This is a genomic window from Burkholderia sp. FL-7-2-10-S1-D7 (assembly GCF_001524185.1).
Lineage (GTDB): Bacteria > Pseudomonadota > Gammaproteobacteria > Burkholderiales > Burkholderiaceae > Burkholderia > Burkholderia diffusa.
On sequence record NZ_LOWY01000022.1, the window covers coordinates 21,559 to 39,691 of the forward strand.

Here is an 18,133-nt window from a genome sequence, read left to right on the forward strand (position 1 = left end):
ACCGTCGACGGAGCGTCCCCGTGACACAAGCCGAATCCTCTTCGATCCCGACACTGACCGACGTGCTGGTGCCGGGCAAGCCGGTGCCGGCGCGTTCGTCCGCGACCGATGCGCCGCCGCGCGACGATGCCGCCGTGCCGGTGCTGACCGACGTAGTCGCGCCAGGCCATCCGGCCATGGTGTCCGCCGCGCCGGACCGCGCGGGAACCGATCCCGAATTCGTGGTGATCGAGCCGGTGCCGACGCCGGACGTCCCGGCCGTCGAACTGCCGGGCGACAGCGATGCGCCGGCGCAACCCGGTGCCGCCGGGCACGTCGTCGCCGAGGAGTCGGCTGCGGCGCTGGCGCCATTGCGCTCCGCGCTGGCCGATGACGACGGGCAGCAGGCCGGCGTTGCCGCGACGCAGCACGAGCCCGGCGCAGCGATGGCGTCCCACGTGGTCGCACCGGCTGCCGACGGGCTGGCCACCGATCATCTTGCTCACGCAGCGCTCTCGGAGTCGCGTGCGGCCGCCGCGCTGACGCCGGAGGACGCGCACCATATCGCCGAGCGTCTGCGCAATCGGCTGACGAATTATCTGACCGGGGAAGGGCGCGAGGCCATCGAGGCGCGCTGCCGCGATGCGCTGCACGACCATACGGCCTGGCTGGTCGGCCAGATCACGCGCGAAGTGGCGCTGGCGCTCGAAACCGAAGTGATGGAATGGGTTCGCGACGCGGTCGACGAAGAGATCGCTCACCGCCGGACGGGTCGTTCAGGCTGAGCGCACGGCGACTGTCGTGCGCGGGCGCCGCGGGCGCGGCTCAGATCGTCGTCGCTGACGATCGCCGATCCGGTTGCAACGTGCGGCATGGAACCGTGCCGGGCGCCAAGCGCGGCGTGTGTGCGTGCGCCCGGTCATCCGGCTCAGTGGAGCGACAGCACCCACTGCGCGAGCGTGCGCGCCTCGATGCTCGTCAGCTGCGTATTGGCGGGCATCGGCACGCCGCCCCACACGCCGACGCTCCCCTTCACGATTGATTGCGCGAGGTAATCGACGGCGTCGGCACGTGCCGCGTACTTGCCGGCGATGTCGTGGAACGACGGGCCCATCAGCGGCTTGTCGACCGCATGGCAGGCCATGCAGTTCTTGCGCTGCGCGAGCACGAGCCCGTCGCTCGCCTGGTCGGCGTGTGCCGCCGACGCGCTGCCGGTCAGCAGCGCCACGAGCAGCGCGCGCGATATCGTCTGTTTCATGCGGTTCTCCACCGGCGGAACGGCCGGCTTCACGGTCCGCGCATTATAAAAGCAAAGGGAAAGCGCGTTTTGCGCGTTTCCCCGGCGGCCGTCCGCAATGGGGTCGCATGACCTGTGTGCCGCATCAGCCGGTGACGGCACCCTTGTTCGCCGGGCGGGCGAGGGCTGCGTACTTGGCGAGCACGCCGCGCGTGTAGCGCGGCGCCGGCTGCTTCCACGCGGCGCGCCGGCGCGCGAGCTCGGCGTCGTCGACGTTCAGCTGCAGCACGAGGCGGTGCGCATCGATCGTGATCGAGTCGCCTTCCTGCACGAGCGCGATCGTGCCGCCGACGAAGGCCTCGGGCGCGACGTGCCCGACCACCATCCCCCAGGTGCCTCCCGAGAAGCGGCCGTCGGTGATGAAGCCGACCGATTCGCCGAGCCCCTTGCCGATGATCGCCGACGTCGGCGCGAGCATTTCCGGCATGCCGGGGCCACCCTGCGGACCGAGATAGCGCAGCACCAGCACGTCGCCTGCGCGGATCCGGTCGCCGAGGATCGCGTCCATCGCGCTTTGCTCGTCGTCGAACACGCGCGCCGGGCCCGTGATCACCGGGTTCTTCAGGCCGGTGATCTTCGCGACCGCACCGTCTTTCGCGAGGTTGCCCTTCAGGATCGCGAGATGCCCTTCCTTGTACAGCGCGCGATCGATCGGGAAGATCACCTTCTGGTCCGCGCGCGGCACGCCCGGCACGTCCTTCAGCTCCTCGGCGATCGTGCGGCCGGTGATCGTCATGCAGTCGCCGTGCAGCAGCCCCGCATCGAGCAGGATCCGCAGCACCTGCGGGATGCCGCCGGCCTGATGCAGGTCGGTCGCCACGTACTGGCCCGACGGCTTCAGGTCGCAGATCACCGGCACGCGCTTGCGGATGCGCTCGAAGTCGTCGATCGTCCAGTCGATCTCGGCCGCGTGCGCGATCGCCAGATAGTGCAGCACCGCGTTGGTCGAGCCGCCGGTCGCCATGATCAGCGACACCGCGTTCTCGATCGACGCCTTCGTGATGATGTCGCGCGGCTTCAGGTCGCGCTTCACGGCCTCGACCAGCACGCGCGCCGATTCGGCGGCCGAGTCGACCTTCTCCTGATCGGGGTTCGCCATCGTCGACGAATACATCAGCGACATGCCGAGCGCCTCGAACGACGAGCTCATCGTGTTCGCGGTGTACATCCCGCCGCACGACCCCGACGTCGGACACGCGTTCTGCTCGACCCCCTCGAAATCTTCCTGCGACATGCGGCCCGCGGTGAACTCGCCGACCGCCTCGAACGACGACACGATCGTCAGGTCGCGGCCCTTCCAGTGGCCGGGCCGGATCGTGCCGCCGTACACGTAGATGCCCGGCACGTTCAGGCGCGCGAGCGCGATCATCCCGCCCGGCATGTTCTTGTCGCAGCCGCCGACCACCACCACACCGTCCATCCACTGGCCCTGCACGCAGGTCTCGATGCAGTCGGCGATCACTTCGCGCGACACGAGCGAATACTTCATGCCCTCGGTGCCCATCGACATGCCGTCCGAGATCGTCGGCGTGCCGAAGATCTGCGGGTTCGCATCGGCCGCCTTCACTGCCGCGACGGCCGCGTCCGATAGCCGCTGCAGGCCCGAATTGCACGGCGTGATCGTCGAGTGGCCGTTCGCGATGCCGATCATCGGTTTGTCGAAATCGTCCTTCTGGTAGCCGAGGGCGTAATACATCGAGCGATTCGGCGAACGGGCCACGCCTTGCGTGATGTGCTTCGAGCGACGGTTGTACGGCATGGGGGGCTCCATCGTTGTATTGGCGACACCCGCGAACGGCGCGCCGGTTTGGATCAATCAAGAATGGAGTTTCCGGTTTGGAATGTCCAATATATTATTTGTCGGTTATTAAGTCATTTTGCGAATGAGTGAGACATGGCCGACCCGACGCCCGATTTGCGCCAGTGGCGCTATTTCGTGACCGTTGCCGACGAGCGCCATTTCGGCCGCGCGGCCGAGCGCCTGTCGATGACGCAGCCGCCGCTATCGCAGGCGATCCGGGCGCTGGAGGACGCGCTCGGCGTCGCGCTGTTCGCGCGTACCAAGCGCTCGGTCGCGCTGACGGCGGTCGGCGCGGCGCTGCTGCCCGACGTCCGCCGGCTGCTCGCGTCGGCTGATGCGCTGCCGCCGCTCGCGCGGCGTCTCGCGCGCGGCGAAGCCGGTTCGCTGTCGCTCGCGTTCGTGTCGACCGCCGATTACGGGCTGCTGCCGTCGCTGCTGCGCGCGTTCGGCGCACGCTATCCGCACGTGCGGCTGCAGCTCGCGGAAGCAACGAGCGACGTGCAGATCGACGAACTCGTCGCCGGCCGCATCGACGCGGGGCTCGTGATTCCGCCCGTGCCGCCGCGCCACGCGGCCGGGCTGTCGTACCTGCCGGTCGTGCGCGAGCCGCTGGTGGTCGCGATGCCGGCGGCCGTGGCGCCCGGCGTGCCCGAAGACGAACCCGTGCATCTGGCCGAGCTGGCCGCGCTGCCGCTCGTCATCTTCCCGCGTCGTTTGGCGCCCGGCTTTTATGACATCATTACGGGCTGCTACGGCGCGGCGGGGGAAACCCCGCGCATCGGCCAGGAGGCAATCCAGATGCAGACGATCGTGAGCCTCGTGTCGGCCGGCATGGGCGTCGCACTGGTGCCGCAGTCGTTGCGTAACCTGCGGCGCACCGGCGTGGTCTACCGGCCGCTCGCCGGCGACGCACCGGTCGTCGAGACCGGCCTCGTGTGGCGCACGGGCGACGTCAGCCCGGTGCTCGCCGGCTTCATCGACGTCGTGCGCGCGCACGGTCTCGCACAATGATGCGAACGATGGCGCGCCAGCGCCGTCCAATGCGCGGTGCGGCGCCGGTGCGAGCGCCGTACCGCATTCGAAAACTTCATCGCTAACCCATGATCATTCACCCGAATTTCGACCCCGTAGCGATCCATCTCGGGCCGCTGGCCGTGCGCTGGTACGGCCTCATGTATCTCGTCGGCTTCATCGCGGCGATCGTCGTCGGCCGGATCCGCCTGAAGCTGCCGCACGTCGCGGCGCAGGGCTGGACCGCCAAGGACATCGACGACATGATGTTCTACGGCGTGCTCGGCACCGTGCTCGGCGGCCGGCTCGGCTACGTGCTGTTCTACAAGGCCGACTTCTACTTCTCGCATCCGCTCGACGTGTTCAAGGTGTGGGAAGGCGGGATGTCCTTCCACGGCGGCTTCCTCGGCGTGACGCTCGCGATGGCGCTGTTCGCGTGGCAGCGCAAGCGCCACTGGCTGCAGGTCACCGATTTCGTCGCGCCGATGGTGCCGACGGGGCTCGCGGCCGGGCGGCTCGGCAACTTCATCAACGGCGAGCTGTGGGGCCGCGTGACCGATCCGGGCGCGCCGTGGGCGATGCTGTTCCCGGGTGCGATGCGTGACGACGCGGCGTGGCTGCCGGCGCATCCGGCGTTCGTCGAGAAGTGGCATCTCGCCGACGTGTTCATGCAGTACCAGATGTTGCCGCGCCATCCTTCGCAGCTCTACGAAATCGCACTCGAAGGCATTGCGCTGTTCTTCGTGCTCTTCTTCTTCTCGCGCAAGCCGCGGCCGATGGGTGCGATTTCCGCGCTGTTCCTGATCGGCTACGGGCTCGCGCGCTTCACGGTTGAATTCGCGCGTGAACCGGACGACTTCCTCGGCCTGCTCGCCCTCGGCCTGTCGATGGGGCAGTGGCTGTCGCTGCCGATGATTCTCGCGGGCATCGCGCTGCTGGTGTGGGCGTACCGCCGCCGTGCGGCGAGCGTGGCGGCGTGATGTTGCTGCGTCATGCGGTTGCGTCATGCGCGAGCGGTGTGACGCATGACGCATGACGCATGACGCATGACGCGTGATGCGATGCGGATGCGCACGCCGATCGTGCGCATCGATCGCAGGATCTCGAACGAAAAACGCCGGCCCGAAGGCCGGCGTTTTCGCATCTGCCGCGCGTTGCGCGACGTGCGTTACTTCATCTGCACCGAGCCGTTGACCGTGACCGACACGGTCGCCTTGCCGCCTTCGACCGAGATCGGCGCGCTCATCTTCGCGCTGTCCATCGGTGCCGCGGCCATCGCCATCATGCGCGGGTACGGCTGCACGTTGCGGCTGCCGCCGACGTTCACGTCGCGGATCGAGTAGCTGTTGTAGCCGAAGGCCTTCGCGGCTTCGTCCGCGCGCGCGCGGAACGACTTGATCGCTTCGGTCGTGAGCTTCTGCTCGGCCGCGCGCTGTGCTTCGGGCGACAGCGAGAACTCGACGTTCGCGACCTGCATCTGGTTCGACAGCTGGCCCGCAAGCTTCGACGCCGCCGCGAAATCGCGCGATTCGAGCACGACTTCGGTACGACCGCGCCATGCGGAGATCTTGCCGTCGCGATCGGTGCTCGGATACACGGAGAACGCACCGGTGTGCGCGGTGACGCCCGATACGCCCTTCGCCTGCGCGAGCGCCGCGTCGGCCCGCTGGTTGAGCGCGGACGTGAGGCTGCCCGGATCCTTCGCCTGCTGTTCGTAGAACAGCGTGATGTGGATGATGTCCTGCGGCACGTCGGCGCTGGCCTGCGACGACAGCGACAGTACGCCCGCCGGTTCCGGAAAGTGCGGGTTCGCGGTCTGCGCGTGCGCGGCCGGTGACGCGAGCGTCAGCGCGACGGGCACGGCGGCGGCGAGGGCGAGCGACAGCGCGAGTGCGGATTTCTTGGTCATTGTTGGACTCCTTGTGCGAGGGCGCGCATGCGGATCACGCGTGCGCGACGCGGGCGTACCGCGCGACGAAAAAACGGCCGTCGTTCCGATCGGGCGACAGCGGTTGCTTAGGCTGCGCGAACGCGTCGCGAGTTCCGTGGCGGCGGCGCGTGTTGACCTGATTTGACCTTTGCAGTGAGTCGGTTGCGCGTGCCTCGACCGCGTGCGGCTACTTCATCAGCCTTTCGGTGATGAAGCGCCACTCGGCGCGCGTGACGGGCGTGATCGACAGCCGATTGCCGCGTGCGAGCACGCGCATGTCGGCGAGTTCGTCATGCTCGCGCAACGCGGCGAGCGGCACGAGCGGCGACTTCTTCACGAAGCGCACGTCGACGAGCAGCCAGCGCGGTGCTTCGTGCGTCGACTTCGGATCGTAATACGGGCTTTTCGGATCGAACTGGGTGGGGTCGGGGTAGGGCGTCGACGACACTTCGGCGAGGCCCGCGATGCCCGGCTCAGGGCAACTCGAGTGATAGAACAGCACGCCGTCGCCGATCTTCATCATGTCGCGCATGAAATTGCGCGCCTGATAGTTGCGCACGCCGGTCCATGGCAGCGAGTGCTGCGGTGCGTGCGCGAGATCGTCGATGCTTGCTTCGTCCGGTTCGGACTTCATCAGCCAGTATTGCATGGATCGTAATCGACGCAGAAAGGGCTGCTACAAAAGGAAACGGCATCGGGGATCCCCGATGCCGTTGGATAGGCCCCCGCCTTGGCCGCTAGGCCGGCATCCTGAACCTGAGGTTCAGAATTGGTCGCAGTTAGCAGCACTTCGGGTACATCAGACAGAGTGACGCGCGCGCCCGTGCTACAAATTTCCGCAACCGTGCACATGGCATTGGTTCAAGGAATATATGACCTTGGCGAACCAGGCAGGGAAGCTGACTGAACTGTGTTTCGTTGCGCCAATTTGACCACCGTTGATCGCCGAGATCAAGGGGAATCGACGCATCGATCAAACGTTACTGCGTCTCGTGCTGTGCGAGCACCGCGCCGAGCTGTTCGTTCATCTGGTGCATTGTACGACGGATTTCCTCCGCCGGAAATGCTTCACCGTGACGCACGCTCGTTTGCAGTCGCAGCAATTCGGATGCGAGCGACAGTGCCGCCATCACCGCGATACGGTCGGTGCCGCGCACCGAACTGTTCGCGCGGATCTTCGACATTTCGGCGTCGACGCGTGCGACGGCCTCGAGCAGCGCCGCTTCGGTCTCGGCCGAACAGGCGAGCCGATAGGGCTGACCGAGAATCGAGACTTCGATCTGCTTGGTGCTCATGCATGTTCTCCGTGGCTGGCCGCGTCGTCGCCATCCGTGCGCGCCTGCGCATCCAGCAGGTCGAGCTGGTTGTCGGCTTGCTCCGCGTTCTTCGTGCGCGGCAGCTTTTCGAGAATCGCGTTCAGTTTGACCTGGGCGTCATCGATCTTTGCCGACAGCGTGTCGCGCTCGGCCGCGAGCGCATTGCGTTCGTCGCGCAGTTGCGCGAGTTCCGCGCGGACCGTGTCCGCTTCCGCGCGCATTTGCGCGACTTGCTCCTCGAGCGCGAGCCGTTCCGCGTGATAGCGCTTGTTCAGCGAGATCAGACGGCCAATATTTTGAGATAAGGTTTCGAGTTCGTTGAGCATTTGCTGCGTCCTCTAAAGACCCAGCATTTTAGCGCGGAATAACGCGCATTCCGACATCTGTAACGTTTCCAGTCGTAACACCCCGGCTTCTTGCCGCGAATACGCGGCGCTGGCATACGTTCGGCCGCTTTCTTGACGCTTGCGCGACCCGCTCCTAAACTGGCGCCGCCTCGGTGCTCGCGCGTGTGTCGCGCGGTTAAACGGGAAGCAGGGCGCGTGCTCCGCATGGAGATCGCCAACCTGCGCTGCCCCCGCAACGGTAAGCGGCCGCGTCGGACGACGCAGGCCGGCTCGGGCGCGTTACGCGTGCAGGTCGCACGCGGGCGCGGGCCACTGCGCGTGATACGCGCGGGAAGGCGAGCCGGTACGCCGCCAGCCCGGATACCGGCCGAGGCGAGGAGCCTGAACGGCTTCATGACGCACGGCCTGCGGGGACGCGGGGCGCGCAGTGCTTCACGGGACTTGTCTTCGATGCTGACCCCAATCGTCCGCGCGGCCTCCGGCGCACGCCGCAGCGTGCCGCATCTCGCCGTCGCGCATACTGCGGCGGCGGCTGGTTCGCCCGGATCGGCGACGACGCAGGCCGTTGCGGCGCCGGGACCTGTCGCGCCGCGCGCCGCCGCGCCGTTGCCGCCGGAAGTCGCGGTCGCCGCGCCGAACATGCCCGACGGTGACGCAACCGCGATGCCGATGCCGATCGACCCGACGCGGCGGCTTCCACTATATTGCGCAGAATGTCGGCCGCACGCAGGTGCGGCTCGATGGACCGTGGCCGTGTCGCGCCGGTGCGACCGACGTTCGGCCGGCCGAACGCTTGCGGGACGCGATCGGCGAAACGCGGGAATCGGGGTACCGATCGCGGTGCGCGCTGCAGTGCGCCGCCGGCCGTGCAACACTCGCTTTGCCGCACATGGGGATGGCATTCGAGCCGCGCGTGCGATGACATCACCGGGCCGCTGTTCGTCCGTGCACGCATCAACAACCTGTTCGACGAGGATGACGAGCTTGCGTAAGCCTGCAACACCCCGAAACGCGACGCCGGTGCCGTGCCCAGCCGGCAACGATGGTCAGCGAAAGCATCGCGCGGCGTGCGCGATGCCGTGCGGCGCATGAGCGCCGCGCGTGCCGCTGCGATCTGGGTAGCGCTCACGGCCGTGGTCGCGTTGCTGTTCGTCGCATCGCTGTCGATCGGCAGCGTGCCGATGTCACCGTGGCAGGCGCTCGCGTCGCTCGTGCCGCACGGCGGCGACGCACTGTTCGCCGACATCGTGTGCACGCTCCGGCTGCCGCGTGCGCTCGCGGGGTTCGCATGCGGCGCGCTGCTTGCGCTGGCCGGTGCGCTGCTGCAGGTGCTGCTGCGCAATCCGCTCGCGGAGCCGTATGTGCTCGGCGTGTCCGGCGGCGCGGCCGGCTTCGCGCTCGTCACGATGATCGCGGGCGGCGCGTGGTGGCTCGTCGATGCGTCCGCGTTCGCCGGCGCGCTCGTTTCGGTCGCGCTCGTGCTCGGGCTTGCTCGCCGCGAGCTGTGGCGCGGCGACTCGCGCGACGCGTCGCCGCGGCTGCTGCTCACGGGTGTCGTGGTCGCGGCCGGGTGGGGCGCGCTCGTCACGCTGCTGCTGTCGCTCGCGCCCGATGCGCGACTGCGCGGCATCATTTTCTGGCTGACGGGCGACCTGAACGGCGTGACGGCACCGTGGTTCGCATGGGGCGCGCTGCTGGTGGCCGCATGCGTCGCGCTGCCGGCCGCGCCGCAGCTCAACGTGCTGCTGCGCGGCGACGCGACCGCACTCGCGCTCGGCGTGCCGGTCGCGCGAGTTCGCGTGCGGATCTACCTCGTCGCGTCGCTGGCCGCCGCGGCCGCGGTGACGACGGCCGGCACGATCGGGTTCGTCGGCCTCGTCGTGCCGCACGCGTTGCGGCTCGCATTCGGAAACGACCAGCGCATGCTGCTGCCCGCCGCGATGCTCGCGGGCGGCGGCGGCGTGATGGCCGCCGACCTGCTCGCGCGCACGGCGATCGCACCCGCGCAATTGCCGGTCGGCGTGATGACGGCGTTGATCGGCGTGCCGGTGTTCCTGTGGATGTTGCTGAGGAGACCGATGCGATGACGCATGCCGCACCGCACACGGCCGGCGAAATGACCTATGCGGCCATCGATCTCACGCTGAAGGCCGGCGAACGGACGCTGCTCGACGATTTCACGCAGGCGTTCCGTCCCGGCGAGATCTGGTGCGTCGCGGGGCCGAACGGCGCGGGCAAGACGACGCTGCTCGCGACGCTCGCGGGCCTGCAGCGACCGGCCGGCGGCCATGCCGAGATCGACGGCCGGCCACTCGCCGCATGGCCGCCCGAACAGCTCGCACGGCGCCGTGCACTGATGCCGCAGCAATTGCACGATGCGTTCAGCGCGACGGTGTTCGACACGGTGCTGCTCAACCGCTTCCCGTATCTCGGCGGCTGGGGCTGGGAGCGCGACGGCGACCGCGCGGCCGCGCGCGACGCGCTCGCGACGTTCGGGCTGACCGCACTCGCGTCGCGCGACGTGCTGTCGCTGTCGGGCGGCGAGCGGCAGCGCGTCGCGCTGGCCGCGACGCTGTGCCAGGACGCGCCGCTGATGCTGCTCGACGAACCGCTCGCCCATCTTGACCTGCATCACCAGATCGATGCCCTGACCGCGCTGAGCGCATGGCTCGACGGTGGGCCGCGCACGGTACTGTTCTCATGCCACGACCTGAATCTCGCGCGGCGTTTCGCGACGCACGCGCTGTTGCTCGACGGCCGCGGCCATGCGTGGGCGGGCCCCGTGCACGATGTACTGACGCCGGCGCGCGCGAGCGACGCGTTCGGCTATCCGCTCGTGCTGATCCGCGAGAACGGCCGCGACGCGTTGCTGCCCGCGTGGCCCGAGCGACGATGAACTTCATTCTTTCGATGCGCGGCACCGGCCGCGCCAACGAGGCAACCTTCTGATGACGAATCCGACCGACTTCCCGCCCGCAATCGCGCCGCTCGACGACACGCTGCGAAAGCGCCTGCAGCATGTGATCGATCACAAGACCAAGCCGCCCGGCAGTCTCGGCCAGCTCGAGGCGCTCGCGCTGCAGATCGGCCTGATCCAGCGCACCGAGAAGCCGCACGTGCAGCGTCCGGTGATGATTGTGTTCGCCGGCGACCACGGGATCGCGGCCGAGGGCGTGAGCCCGTATCCGCAGGCGGTCACCGCGCAGATGGTCGCGAACTTCCTGGCCGGCGGCGCGGCGATCAATGCGTTCTCGGGCGTCGCACAGAGCGTGCTCGAGATCGTCGATGCGGGCGTCGCGTCGCCGCTGCCGGTGTCCGACCGGCTCGTGTCGCTGCCCGTCGCGCGCGGCACGCGCAACTTCGCGGCTGAACCGGCGATGACGCACGACGAGGCGAAGACGGCGCTCGCCGCCGGTGCGGCGCGCGTGCGCCTGCACGCCTCGCTCGGCACGAACGTGATCGGCTTCGGCGAAATGGGGATCGCGAACACGTCGTCGGCCGCATGCCTGATGAGCCGTCTGCTCGACGTGCCGATCGACGCGTGCGTCGGGCGCGGCACGGGTCTCGACGACCAGGGGCTCGCGCACAAGCGCGCGGTGCTCGGCCGCGCGCTCGTCCGGCATTCGCATGCGATCACGCCGCTCGATGTGCTCGCGACGTTCGGCGGTTTCGAGATCGCGATGATGACGGGCGCGTATCTCGCGGCCGCGAGCGAGCGGATGACGATCCTCGTCGACGGCTTCATCGCGACGGCCGCGCTGCTGGTCGCCGAGCGCATCGCGCCCGGCGTGCGCGACTACTGCGTGTTCTCGCATGCGTCGCACGAAGCCGGGCACCGGCGCATGCTCGAGCATTTCGGCGCGAAGCCGCTGCTCGCGCTCGACCTGCGCCTCGGCGAAGGCACGGGCGCCGCGCTCGCGCTGCCGCTGGTGCGCGCGGCGGTCGCGTTCCTCACCGAGATGGCGAGCTTCGAATCCGCGGGCGTCGACAATCGTGACGCCTGAGCGCGCGAGCGGTGTACGCGCCGAACTACGCTATTTCTTCGTCGCGCTCGGCTATTTCACGCGCGTGCCGGTGCCGCGCGCGATCGGCTACGCAGCCGGCGATCTCGATCAGGCCGCACGTTACTTTCCGCTCGTCGGCGCGTGTGTCGGCGCGTGGGGCGCGCTCGTTTATCTCGCGGCCCTGCGCGTGTTGCCCGCGTCGATCGCGGTCGGCCTGTCGATGGCCGCGACGCTGCTCGTGACCGGCGCGTTCCACGAGGATGGCCTGGCCGACAGCTGCGATGCGTTCGGCGGCGGCTACGCGCGAGACGACGTGCTGCGCATCATGCACGATTCGCGCATCGGCACGTTCGGCGCGGTCGCGCTCGTGATCGCGCTCGGCCTGAAATGGCAGGCGCTCGCGGCGATGCCGCCACTGCGCGCCGCGTGGACGATGATCGCCGCGCATGCGGCGAGCCGCGCAGGGGCCGTGAGCCTGCTGATGTCGCTCGACTACGTCCGGCCGGAAGGCAAGGCGAAACCGGTCGCGCAACGCATGGGCGCACGCGCGGCCTGGATCGCGGCCGCATTCGGGTTGCCGTGGCTGTTCTGGCCGGACTGGCGCGCGGGTCTCGCGGCCTTCGTCTCGCTCGTGCTCGTGCGCGCATGGGCGGCCCGCTATTTCGTGAAGCGGATCGGTGGCTATACGGGCGACTGCCTCGGCTTCGCGCAGCAGTTGAGCGAGCTGGCGATTTATCTCGTGGTGCTCGGATGGATCTCGTACTGATTCGCCATCCGGCCGTCGATATCGAACCGGGCGTGTGCTACGGACGCAGCGACGTGCCGCTCGCCGCATCGGCCGAGGCGGGGGCGCGGGCCGTGCGCGAGCGTCTCGCGGCGCTCGGCGCGCCGTTGCCCGAGCAGGTCTGGACGAGCCCGCTGACGCGGTGCACGTCGGTCGCCGAGCGGCTCGCACAGGCGCTCGACGTGCCGCTGCGGCGCGATGCCGGCTGGCAGGAAATGGACTTCGGCGCGTGGGAGTTGCGGCGCTGGGACGATATCGACCGCGCGGCGCTCGATGCATGGGCGGCCGACCTGATGCATGCGTGCGCGCATGGCGGCGAAAGCGTCGCGCGGTTCGCCGCGCGCGTCGCACGGATCGCGGACGCGGTCGCGCGGACTGACGCGCAGCAATGGGCGCTCACGCATGCAGGCGTGATTCGCGCATTCGCGTCGCATGCGTTGCGCGTGCCGCTCGATACGCTGCTGTCGCGACCGGTGCCGACGGGCGGCGTCGTCTGGTTGCGGACGGAGGATGCTGCGCGCACATGGGAAGTCGTCCACTGGGACGAATAGGCGAGCGCTTGCTCGCCTGACGCGCGCACGGGCATCGAAGCCCGACGTTAGCGCGCCGGCCGCCGCGCCCGCGCGGCGTCGAGATCCTCGCACAGCGCGGCCGCGCCTTGCGCGATGCGCGTCGACGGCCGGGTCAGCAGATCGCCGTCGATCGCGAACAGGTTGTTGCGCGCCACGGCCGTCAGCGCGGGCCACGCACGCCAGCGCGCGAGGCTCGGCAGCGGGGCGTCCGAACGGGTCGCGCCGGCACTCGTCGTCACGATCGCTTCCGGATTCGCAGCCAGCACTGCCTCGTCGGTGACGGTCGGTGCGAGCGGCTTCAGCGCCGCGAACACGTTGCGACCACCGCACAGCGTGATGACTTCGTTGAACAGATGCGCGCCGTTGAGCGTCGTCAGCGGGCGATCCCATACCTGGAAGAACATCGTGACGGGCGGACGTGCCGCGTAACGCGCGCGCAGCGCAGCGATATCGTGCGAGAACGATGCCGCGGCCGCGTCGGCGACCGGTTGCGTGCCGAGCAGCGTGCCGAGCCGGCGCAGTGACGTGGCCACGTCGTCGAGATGTTTCGGTTCACTGAAGAACAGCGGAATGTGCAGTGCACGCAGCGCGTCGGTTTGCCGCTCGGCATTGCCGTGTCGCCAGACGACGATCAGGTCGGGCTTCAGCGCGGCGATGCGCTCGAGGTCGAGCGCCTTGTTGTCGCCGACGCGCGGCACGGCCTGCGCGGCGGGCGGGTAGTCGCTGTACGCGACCGTGCCGACCAGTTTCGCACCGCCGCCGGCCGCGTAGACCAGCTCGGTCGCATGCGGTGCAAGGCTGATCACGCGTTGCGCCGGCGCGGGCAGCGCGACCGTATTACCGGCATCGTCGCGGGTCGTTACGTCCGCGTGAGCGAAGGGCGCGTGCGCGAGCGCGACCAGCGACGCGAGGGCCGGCAACCGGCGCAACAGGCAGGCGTTCATGCGGATGCCTGTGACAGAGTCGGGACGCACTGCGAGAGTGAGTCGGCGACGCGCCGCCATTCGGCTTCGTTGCCCGGCAAGCCGACGCGCACGCTCGACGGTTGCGCAAAGTACCGCGTCCAGATCCCGTGTGCGGCGAGCGCGGCGTGCAGCGCGGCGGCGCGCGGATCGTCGGTCCAGCTGAACAGCGGCGTCGCGTGCACCGCGAAGCCGTGCGTGCGCAGCAGCGCGGCGAGGCGCTGGCCGTCGGCCGCGAGCCGCGCGCGCGCGGCGGCCTGCCATGCGCGATCGGCGAAGGCGGCGGCGACCGCGTGACGCGCGGGGCCGCTCACGGTCCATGCGCCGAGCATGTCGCGCAGCGCGGCGACCCGCTCGGGACAGGCGAGCACGAAGCCGGCTCGAATGCCGGCGAGTCCGAAGAACTTGCCGACCGAGCGCAGCACGACGAGGCCCGGACGATCGGTGAACTGCGCGAGCGATGGCGCGGCGCCCGTATCCGCGAATGCCTCGTCGACGATCAGCGTGCCGCCGCGTACCGACAGCTGAGCATGCCAGCCGAGCAACCGTTCGGCCGGAACGCATTCGGCGGTCGGATTATTCGGATTCCCGACGATGACGTGGCGCAGCGTTGCGGGCAGCACGTCCGCGCCGATGTCGAGCGGGACGACGCGGTGGCCGTGGCGCGCGAATGCAGGTGCGTATTCGCCGTACGCGAGCGTAGCGACGCCGGCGTCGCCAGTCGGCAGCAGCGCGGGCAACGCGCGGATCGCGGCCTGGCTGCCGGCGACCGGCAGCACGTGCGCGGCATCGGGTGCGCCGTAGTAGCCGGCCGCGCATGCGGCGAGCGTATCGCCGTCGTCGGGCAGCCGGCGCCATGCGTCGGCCGGGACCGGCGGCACCGGATAGCCGACCGGATTGATGCCGGTCGACAGGTCGAGCCAGGCATCGTACGGAATGCCGTGGCGGCGCGCGGCTTCGTGCAGGTTGCCGCCGTGCGGGATGCGTGCGTCAGACATGATGGGTAGCGAGAATGAGTGCGCCGCTCGCGACGAGCAGCGCGAGCCACAGCGCGAGCGTGCGCGTGACGAGCGACAGCGCGGCGACGACGTGCAGGGCCGTCGCCGGCGCGCCGGTGCCGAGCGCGGGACGGTCTTCGATTTCGCCGTGATAGACGGCCGGGCCGCCCAGCTGCACGTTCAGGCTGCCGGCGCCGGCAGCCATCACGGGGCCTGCGTTCGGGCTGTCCCAGTGGCGCGCCTGCGTGCGCCAGCAGCGCCACGCGGCGGCCGTGTCGCCGAGCAGCGCGTAGCTCGCGGCGGTGAGGCGCGCGGGAATCCAGTTGAGCGCGTCGTCGAGGCGCGCGGCGGCCCAGCCGAACGTCAGGAAGCGCGGCGTGCGGTAGCCCCACATCGCGTCGAGCGTGTTCGCGAGCCGGAACAGCAGCGCGCCGGGGCCGCCCGCGACGACGAACCAGAAGAGCGCGCCGAAGATCGCGTCGTTGCCGTTCTCGAGCGCCGATTCGACGGCCGCGCGCGACAGTGCGCCTTCGTCGGCTTCGCTCGTGTCGCGCGAGACGATGCGTGCGGTCAGCGCGCGCGCGGCGTCGAGGTCGTGCCGCAGCAGCGCGGCGGCGATCGGTGCGACATGGTCGGCGAGGCTTTTCGCGCCGAGCGCGAACCACAGCAGCGCGACGTGCAGCGCGGCCGCGAGCGGCCAGGGCAGCACGGCCGCGAGCCATGCGGCGACGGCCACCGGCGGCACCACCGCCGCGAGCCATGCGGCGACGCCGACCATGCGGCCGCGCCGGCCCGTGTTCAGCGCGCCCTCGATGCGCGCGGCGAGCTGGCCGAACGCGACGAGCGGATGCCAGCCGGCCGGTTCGCCAACGATGCGATCGACGATCGCGGCCGCGACCGCGAGCATCGCGACGACCGGCAGCGACAGCATCAGCATGACGGCGCTCCGGCCTTGAGTTCGAGCGGCAGCCCGGCGACCAGCAGCGTCACGCGCGTCGCGAGCGCGGCGATGCGCTGGTTCAGGCGCCCGAGTTCATCGACGTAGCGGCGCGTGACCGATCCGAGCGGCACGACGCCGAGCCCGATTTCGTTGCTGACGACAATCACCTTCGCGCGCGCACCGCACAACGCGTGCTCGAGCCGCTCGACCTGCACCGCATACTGCGCATCGTCGAGCGGTTCGCCGTCGAGCGGGCACAGCAGGTTCGTGAGCCACAGCGTCAGGCAGTCGACGAGCAGGCACGCGCGCGGATCGTCGAGCCGCGCGAGCGTGCCGGCGAGGTCGACGGGCGCGTCGGCGAAGCCCCAGTCGGCCGGCCGGCGCGCGCGGTGATGCGCGATACGCCGTTCGAATTCGGCATCGGCGGCCGTCGCGGCCGCGGTCGCGATATAGGTGACGGGGCGGCCGCTGTCGGCGGCGAGCCGCTCGGCGTGCGCGCTTTTTCCCGAGCGCGCGCCGCCGAGGACGAAGGTGAGGTCGTGCGGAATCATCGCGTGATTGTAACGGCGCACGCGTGGCGGCGCGGGCGATAATGCGGCCTTTGCTTCGCCACGACCTTGCATACGATGAACGCACCCGAACCGCAGCCGCGCGGCACGTTGATGATCCAGGGCACGACGTCCGACGCGGGCAAGAGCACGCTCGTCGCGGGCCTGTGCCGCCTTGCGCGTCGCGCGGGCGCGCGCGTCGCGCCGTTCAAGCCGCAGAACATGGCGCTGAACAGCGCGGTGACGGCCGATGGCGGCGAGATCGGCCGCGCGCAGGCGTTGCAGGCGCTCGCCGCGGGTGTCTCGCCGCATACCGATTTCAACCCGGTGCTGCTGAAGCCGACGAGCGATCGCGGCGCGCAGGTGATCATCCACGGCAAGGCGCGCATGAACCTCGATGCGCGTGCGTATCACGACTACAAGCCGGTCGCGTTCGAGGCGGTGCTCGAGTCGTACGCGCGGCTGCGTGCCGGCTACGACACGGTGCTCGTCGAAGGCGCGGGCAGCCCGGCCGAAATCAACCTGCGCGAAGGCGATATCGCGAACATGGGCTTCGCCGAACGCGTGGACTGCCCGGTCGTGCTGGTGGCCGACATCGACCGCGGCGGCGTGTTCGCGCACCTGGTCGGCACGCTCGCGTGCCTGTCGGACAGCGAGCGTGCGCGCGTGCGCGGCTTCGTGATCAACCGCTTTCGCGGCGACATCAAGCTGCTCGAACCGGGCCTCGACTGGCTGCGCGCGCAGACGGGCAAGCCGGTGTTCGGCGTGCTCCCGTACCTGCACGGGTTGATGCTCGACGCGGAAGACATGCTGCCATCGCAGGCGCGCAGCGCCGCCTCGCGCGGCGACGCCGGCGTGCTGCGCGTGGTGGTGCCCGCGCTGCCGCGGATCAGCAACCATACCGATTTCGATCCGCTGCGCGCGCATCCGCAGGTCGAATTCACGTACTGGAAGAGCGGCCCGGTGCCGGATGCCGACCTGCTGATCCTGCCTGGCTCGAAAAGCGTGCAGCGCGATCTCGCGTGGTTGCGCGACGCGGGCTGGGACGCGCTGATCCGCCGGCACCTGCGCTATGGCGGCAAGGTGATCGCCATCTGCGGCGGCATGCAGATGCTCGGCCGCACACTGGACGATCCGCTCGGCCTCGAAGGCGCGCCCGGCAGCGTGCCGGGGCTCGGGCTGCTCGATTTCGACACGACGCTGCAGCCGGACAAGACGCTGAAGAACGTGACCGGGCATCTCGCGCTGCCCGGCGCGGCCGCCGTGCACGGCTACGAGATCCATATGGGCGACACGCGCGGCCCTGCGCTCGCGTCGCCCGCGCTGGAACTGGCGGCGGGCGACGCACCGGGCGGCGTGCGCACGGACGGCGCACGCTCGGCCGACGGGCAGATCCTCGCGACCTACGTGCACGGGCTGTTCGACGCGCCCGACGCGTGTGCGGCACTCCTCGCGTGGGCGGGGCTCGACGGCGCGGAGCGCATCGACTACCCGGCGCTGCGCGAGGCGTCGCTGGAGCGGCTGGCCGATTCGTTCGCCGAGCATCTCGACCTGCGCGCGCTGTACGCGGAGTTCCGCTGACGCCTGGCGTGCCCGGCCTGGCATTTTGCGGCGGAGCGTGTACAACTCAGATGGGCGGAGGTC

Annotated in this window: 19 protein-coding genes, 1 other RNA gene and 1 riboswitch; of the genes, 9 read left to right on the top strand and 11 right to left on the bottom strand. The window is 69.7% G+C overall.

Going from position 1 to position 18,133, the window contains the following annotated elements; genetic code table 11:
* The first annotated feature begins 20 nt into the window (after positions 1-20).
* Positions 21-764, top strand: coding sequence for a DUF2486 family protein (locus WS75_RS10550; protein ID WP_059680439.1), 744 nt, complete (start codon positions 21-23; stop codon positions 762-764).
* Between the two features lie 143 nt (positions 765-907).
* On the opposite strand, the gene WS75_RS10555 is transcribed toward WS75_RS10550, so the two are convergent.
* Together WS75_RS10555 and ilvD are read right to left on the bottom strand one after the other, a co-directional pair.
* Positions 908-1,237, bottom strand: coding sequence for a c-type cytochrome (locus tag WS75_RS10555; protein WP_059680619.1), 330 nt, complete (start codon positions 1,235-1,237; stop codon positions 908-910).
* Between the two features lie 124 nt (positions 1,238-1,361).
* Positions 1,362-3,035, bottom strand: a complete 1,674-nt coding sequence (gene ilvD, locus WS75_RS10560; RefSeq protein WP_059680440.1) for a dihydroxy-acid dehydratase — start codon at positions 3,033-3,035, stop codon at positions 1,362-1,364.
* A gap of 135 nt (positions 3,036-3,170) precedes the next feature.
* Here ilvD and WS75_RS10565 point away from each other — a divergent pair, with 135 nt between their 5' ends.
* On the top strand, positions 3,171-4,088 hold the full coding sequence (locus tag WS75_RS10565) for a LysR substrate-binding domain-containing protein (protein WP_059680441.1): 918 nt from the start codon (positions 3,171-3,173) through the stop codon (positions 4,086-4,088).
* Between the two features lie 89 nt (positions 4,089-4,177).
* On the top strand, positions 4,178-5,068 hold the full coding sequence (gene lgt, locus WS75_RS10570) for a prolipoprotein diacylglyceryl transferase (protein WP_059680442.1): 891 nt from the start codon (positions 4,178-4,180) through the stop codon (positions 5,066-5,068).
* Between the two features lie 188 nt (positions 5,069-5,256).
* Here the strand turns inward: lgt and WS75_RS10575 are convergent, their stop codons facing one another.
* From WS75_RS10575 to WS75_RS10595, 5 genes are all read right to left on the bottom strand, one after another.
* Positions 5,257-5,997: an SIMPL domain-containing protein gene (locus WS75_RS10575; protein WP_059680443.1), complete on the bottom strand. Its 741-nt coding sequence runs from the start codon at positions 5,995-5,997 to the stop codon at positions 5,257-5,259.
* A 208-nt stretch (positions 5,998-6,205) separates the two neighbouring features.
* Positions 6,206-6,667 carry an EVE domain-containing protein gene (locus WS75_RS10580; RefSeq protein ID WP_059680444.1) on the bottom strand — a complete coding sequence of 154 codons (462 nt, stop codon included), beginning with the start codon at positions 6,665-6,667 and terminating at the stop codon, positions 6,206-6,208.
* Positions 6,668-6,736: 69 nt separating this feature from the next.
* Positions 6,737-6,918: non-coding RNA, 6S RNA (gene ssrS, locus WS75_RS10585), on the bottom strand.
* 80 nt (positions 6,919-6,998) lie between these two features.
* The gene (locus WS75_RS10590) at positions 6,999-7,313 is read right to left on the bottom strand and encodes a cell division protein ZapA (protein ID WP_011885730.1); all 315 of its coding nucleotides are present in this window, start codon (positions 7,311-7,313) and stop codon (positions 6,999-7,001) included.
* Positions 7,310-7,660 (bottom strand): hypothetical protein, encoded by a 351-nt coding sequence (locus WS75_RS10595; protein ID WP_059603797.1) that lies wholly within the window; start codon positions 7,658-7,660, stop codon positions 7,310-7,312. Before WS75_RS10595 ends, WS75_RS10590 begins: the two co-directional genes overlap by 4 nt.
* Before the next feature lie 154 nt (positions 7,661-7,814).
* Positions 7,815-8,067, top strand: a riboswitch (cobalamin riboswitch).
* A 639-nt stretch (positions 8,068-8,706) separates the two neighbouring features.
* Here WS75_RS10595 and WS75_RS10605 point away from each other — a divergent pair.
* From WS75_RS10605 to cobC, 5 genes are read left to right on the top strand one after another with little or no spacing between them, the layout of a single operon-like run.
* On the top strand, positions 8,707-9,768 hold the full coding sequence (locus WS75_RS10605; RefSeq protein ID WP_257129354.1) for a FecCD family ABC transporter permease: 1,062 nt from the start codon (positions 8,707-8,709) through the stop codon (positions 9,766-9,768).
* A complete protein-coding gene (locus tag WS75_RS10610) occupies positions 9,765-10,577 on the top strand; it encodes an ABC transporter ATP-binding protein (protein WP_059680446.1) in 813 nt (270 codons plus the stop codon). The genes WS75_RS10605 and WS75_RS10610 overlap by 4 nt, the downstream gene beginning before the upstream one ends.
* Positions 10,578-10,629: 52 nt before the next feature.
* The gene (gene cobT, locus WS75_RS10615; protein WP_059680447.1) at positions 10,630-11,685 is read left to right on the top strand and encodes a nicotinate-nucleotide--dimethylbenzimidazole phosphoribosyltransferase; all 1,056 of its coding nucleotides are present in this window, start codon (positions 10,630-10,632) and stop codon (positions 11,683-11,685) included.
* The gene (locus tag WS75_RS10620; RefSeq protein WP_059680448.1) at positions 11,675-12,451 is read left to right on the top strand and encodes an adenosylcobinamide-GDP ribazoletransferase; all 777 of its coding nucleotides are present in this window, start codon (positions 11,675-11,677) and stop codon (positions 12,449-12,451) included. The genes cobT and WS75_RS10620 overlap by 11 nt, the downstream gene beginning before the upstream one ends.
* Complete coding sequence (gene cobC, locus WS75_RS10625; RefSeq protein WP_059680449.1) at positions 12,436-13,020, top strand: alpha-ribazole phosphatase; 585 nt, start codon at positions 12,436-12,438, stop codon at positions 13,018-13,020. Before WS75_RS10620 ends, cobC begins: the two co-directional genes overlap by 16 nt.
* 47 nt (positions 13,021-13,067) lie before the next feature.
* On the opposite strand, the gene WS75_RS10630 is transcribed toward cobC, so the two are convergent.
* From WS75_RS10630 to cobU, 4 genes are read right to left on the bottom strand one after another with little or no spacing between them, the layout of a single operon-like run.
* Positions 13,068-13,985, bottom strand: coding sequence for a cobalamin-binding protein (locus WS75_RS10630; RefSeq protein ID WP_059680450.1), 918 nt, complete (start codon positions 13,983-13,985; stop codon positions 13,068-13,070).
* Positions 13,982-15,001: a threonine-phosphate decarboxylase CobD gene (cobD, locus tag WS75_RS10635; protein WP_059680451.1), complete on the bottom strand. Its 1,020-nt coding sequence runs from the start codon at positions 14,999-15,001 to the stop codon at positions 13,982-13,984. Before cobD ends, WS75_RS10630 begins: the two co-directional genes overlap by 4 nt.
* A complete protein-coding gene (gene cbiB / locus WS75_RS10640) occupies positions 14,994-15,938 on the bottom strand; it encodes an adenosylcobinamide-phosphate synthase CbiB (protein ID WP_059680452.1) in 945 nt (314 codons plus the stop codon). The genes cobD and cbiB overlap by 8 nt, the downstream gene beginning before the upstream one ends.
* Positions 15,932-16,492 (bottom strand): bifunctional adenosylcobinamide kinase/adenosylcobinamide-phosphate guanylyltransferase, encoded by a 561-nt coding sequence (gene cobU, locus WS75_RS10645; RefSeq protein ID WP_059680621.1) that lies wholly within the window; start codon positions 16,490-16,492, stop codon positions 15,932-15,934. Before cobU ends, cbiB begins: the two co-directional genes overlap by 7 nt.
* Positions 16,493-16,567: 75 nt before the next feature.
* On the opposite strand from cobU, the gene WS75_RS10650 reads away from it, so the two are divergent.
* Positions 16,568-18,070 (top strand): cobyric acid synthase, encoded by a 1,503-nt coding sequence (locus WS75_RS10650; protein ID WP_059680453.1) that lies wholly within the window; start codon positions 16,568-16,570, stop codon positions 18,068-18,070.
* Positions 18,071-18,133 lie beyond the last annotated feature (63 nt).

Excerpts from the sequence above, each read along its gene's own strand:
- WS75_RS10555 (WP_059680619.1), bottom strand. The coding sequence starts at position 1,237 with ATGAAACAGACGATATCGCGCGCGCTGCTCGTGGCGCTGCTGACCGGC.
- ilvD (WP_059680440.1), bottom strand. The coding sequence starts at position 3,035 with ATGCCGTACAACCGTCGCTCGAAGCACATCACGCAAGGCGTGGCCCGT.
- WS75_RS10565 (WP_059680441.1), top strand. The coding sequence starts at position 3,171 with ATGGCCGACCCGACGCCCGATTTGCGCCAGTGGCGCTATTTCGTGACC.
- lgt (WP_059680442.1), top strand. The coding sequence starts at position 4,178 with ATGATCATTCACCCGAATTTCGACCCCGTAGCGATCCATCTCGGGCCG.
- WS75_RS10575 (WP_059680443.1), bottom strand. The coding sequence starts at position 5,997 with ATGACCAAGAAATCCGCACTCGCGCTGTCGCTCGCCCTCGCCGCCGCC.
- WS75_RS10580 (WP_059680444.1), bottom strand. The coding sequence starts at position 6,667 with ATGCAATACTGGCTGATGAAGTCCGAACCGGACGAAGCAAGCATCGAC.
- WS75_RS10590 (WP_011885730.1), bottom strand. The coding sequence starts at position 7,313 with ATGAGCACCAAGCAGATCGAAGTCTCGATTCTCGGTCAGCCCTATCGG.
- WS75_RS10595 (WP_059603797.1), bottom strand. The coding sequence starts at position 7,660 with ATGCTCAACGAACTCGAAACCTTATCTCAAAATATTGGCCGTCTGATC.
- WS75_RS10610 (WP_059680446.1), top strand. The coding sequence starts at position 9,765 with ATGACGCATGCCGCACCGCACACGGCCGGCGAAATGACCTATGCGGCC.
- cobT (WP_059680447.1), top strand. The coding sequence starts at position 10,630 with ATGACGAATCCGACCGACTTCCCGCCCGCAATCGCGCCGCTCGACGAC.
- cobC (WP_059680449.1), top strand. The coding sequence starts at position 12,436 with ATGGATCTCGTACTGATTCGCCATCCGGCCGTCGATATCGAACCGGGC.
- WS75_RS10630 (WP_059680450.1), bottom strand. The coding sequence starts at position 13,985 with ATGAACGCCTGCCTGTTGCGCCGGTTGCCGGCCCTCGCGTCGCTGGTC.
- cobD (WP_059680451.1), bottom strand. The coding sequence starts at position 15,001 with ATGTCTGACGCACGCATCCCGCACGGCGGCAACCTGCACGAAGCCGCG.
- cbiB (WP_059680452.1), bottom strand. The coding sequence starts at position 15,938 with ATGCTGATGCTGTCGCTGCCGGTCGTCGCGATGCTCGCGGTCGCGGCC.
- cobU (WP_059680621.1), bottom strand. The coding sequence starts at position 16,492 with ATGATTCCGCACGACCTCACCTTCGTCCTCGGCGGCGCGCGCTCGGGA.
- WS75_RS10650 (WP_059680453.1), top strand. The coding sequence starts at position 16,568 with ATGAACGCACCCGAACCGCAGCCGCGCGGCACGTTGATGATCCAGGGC.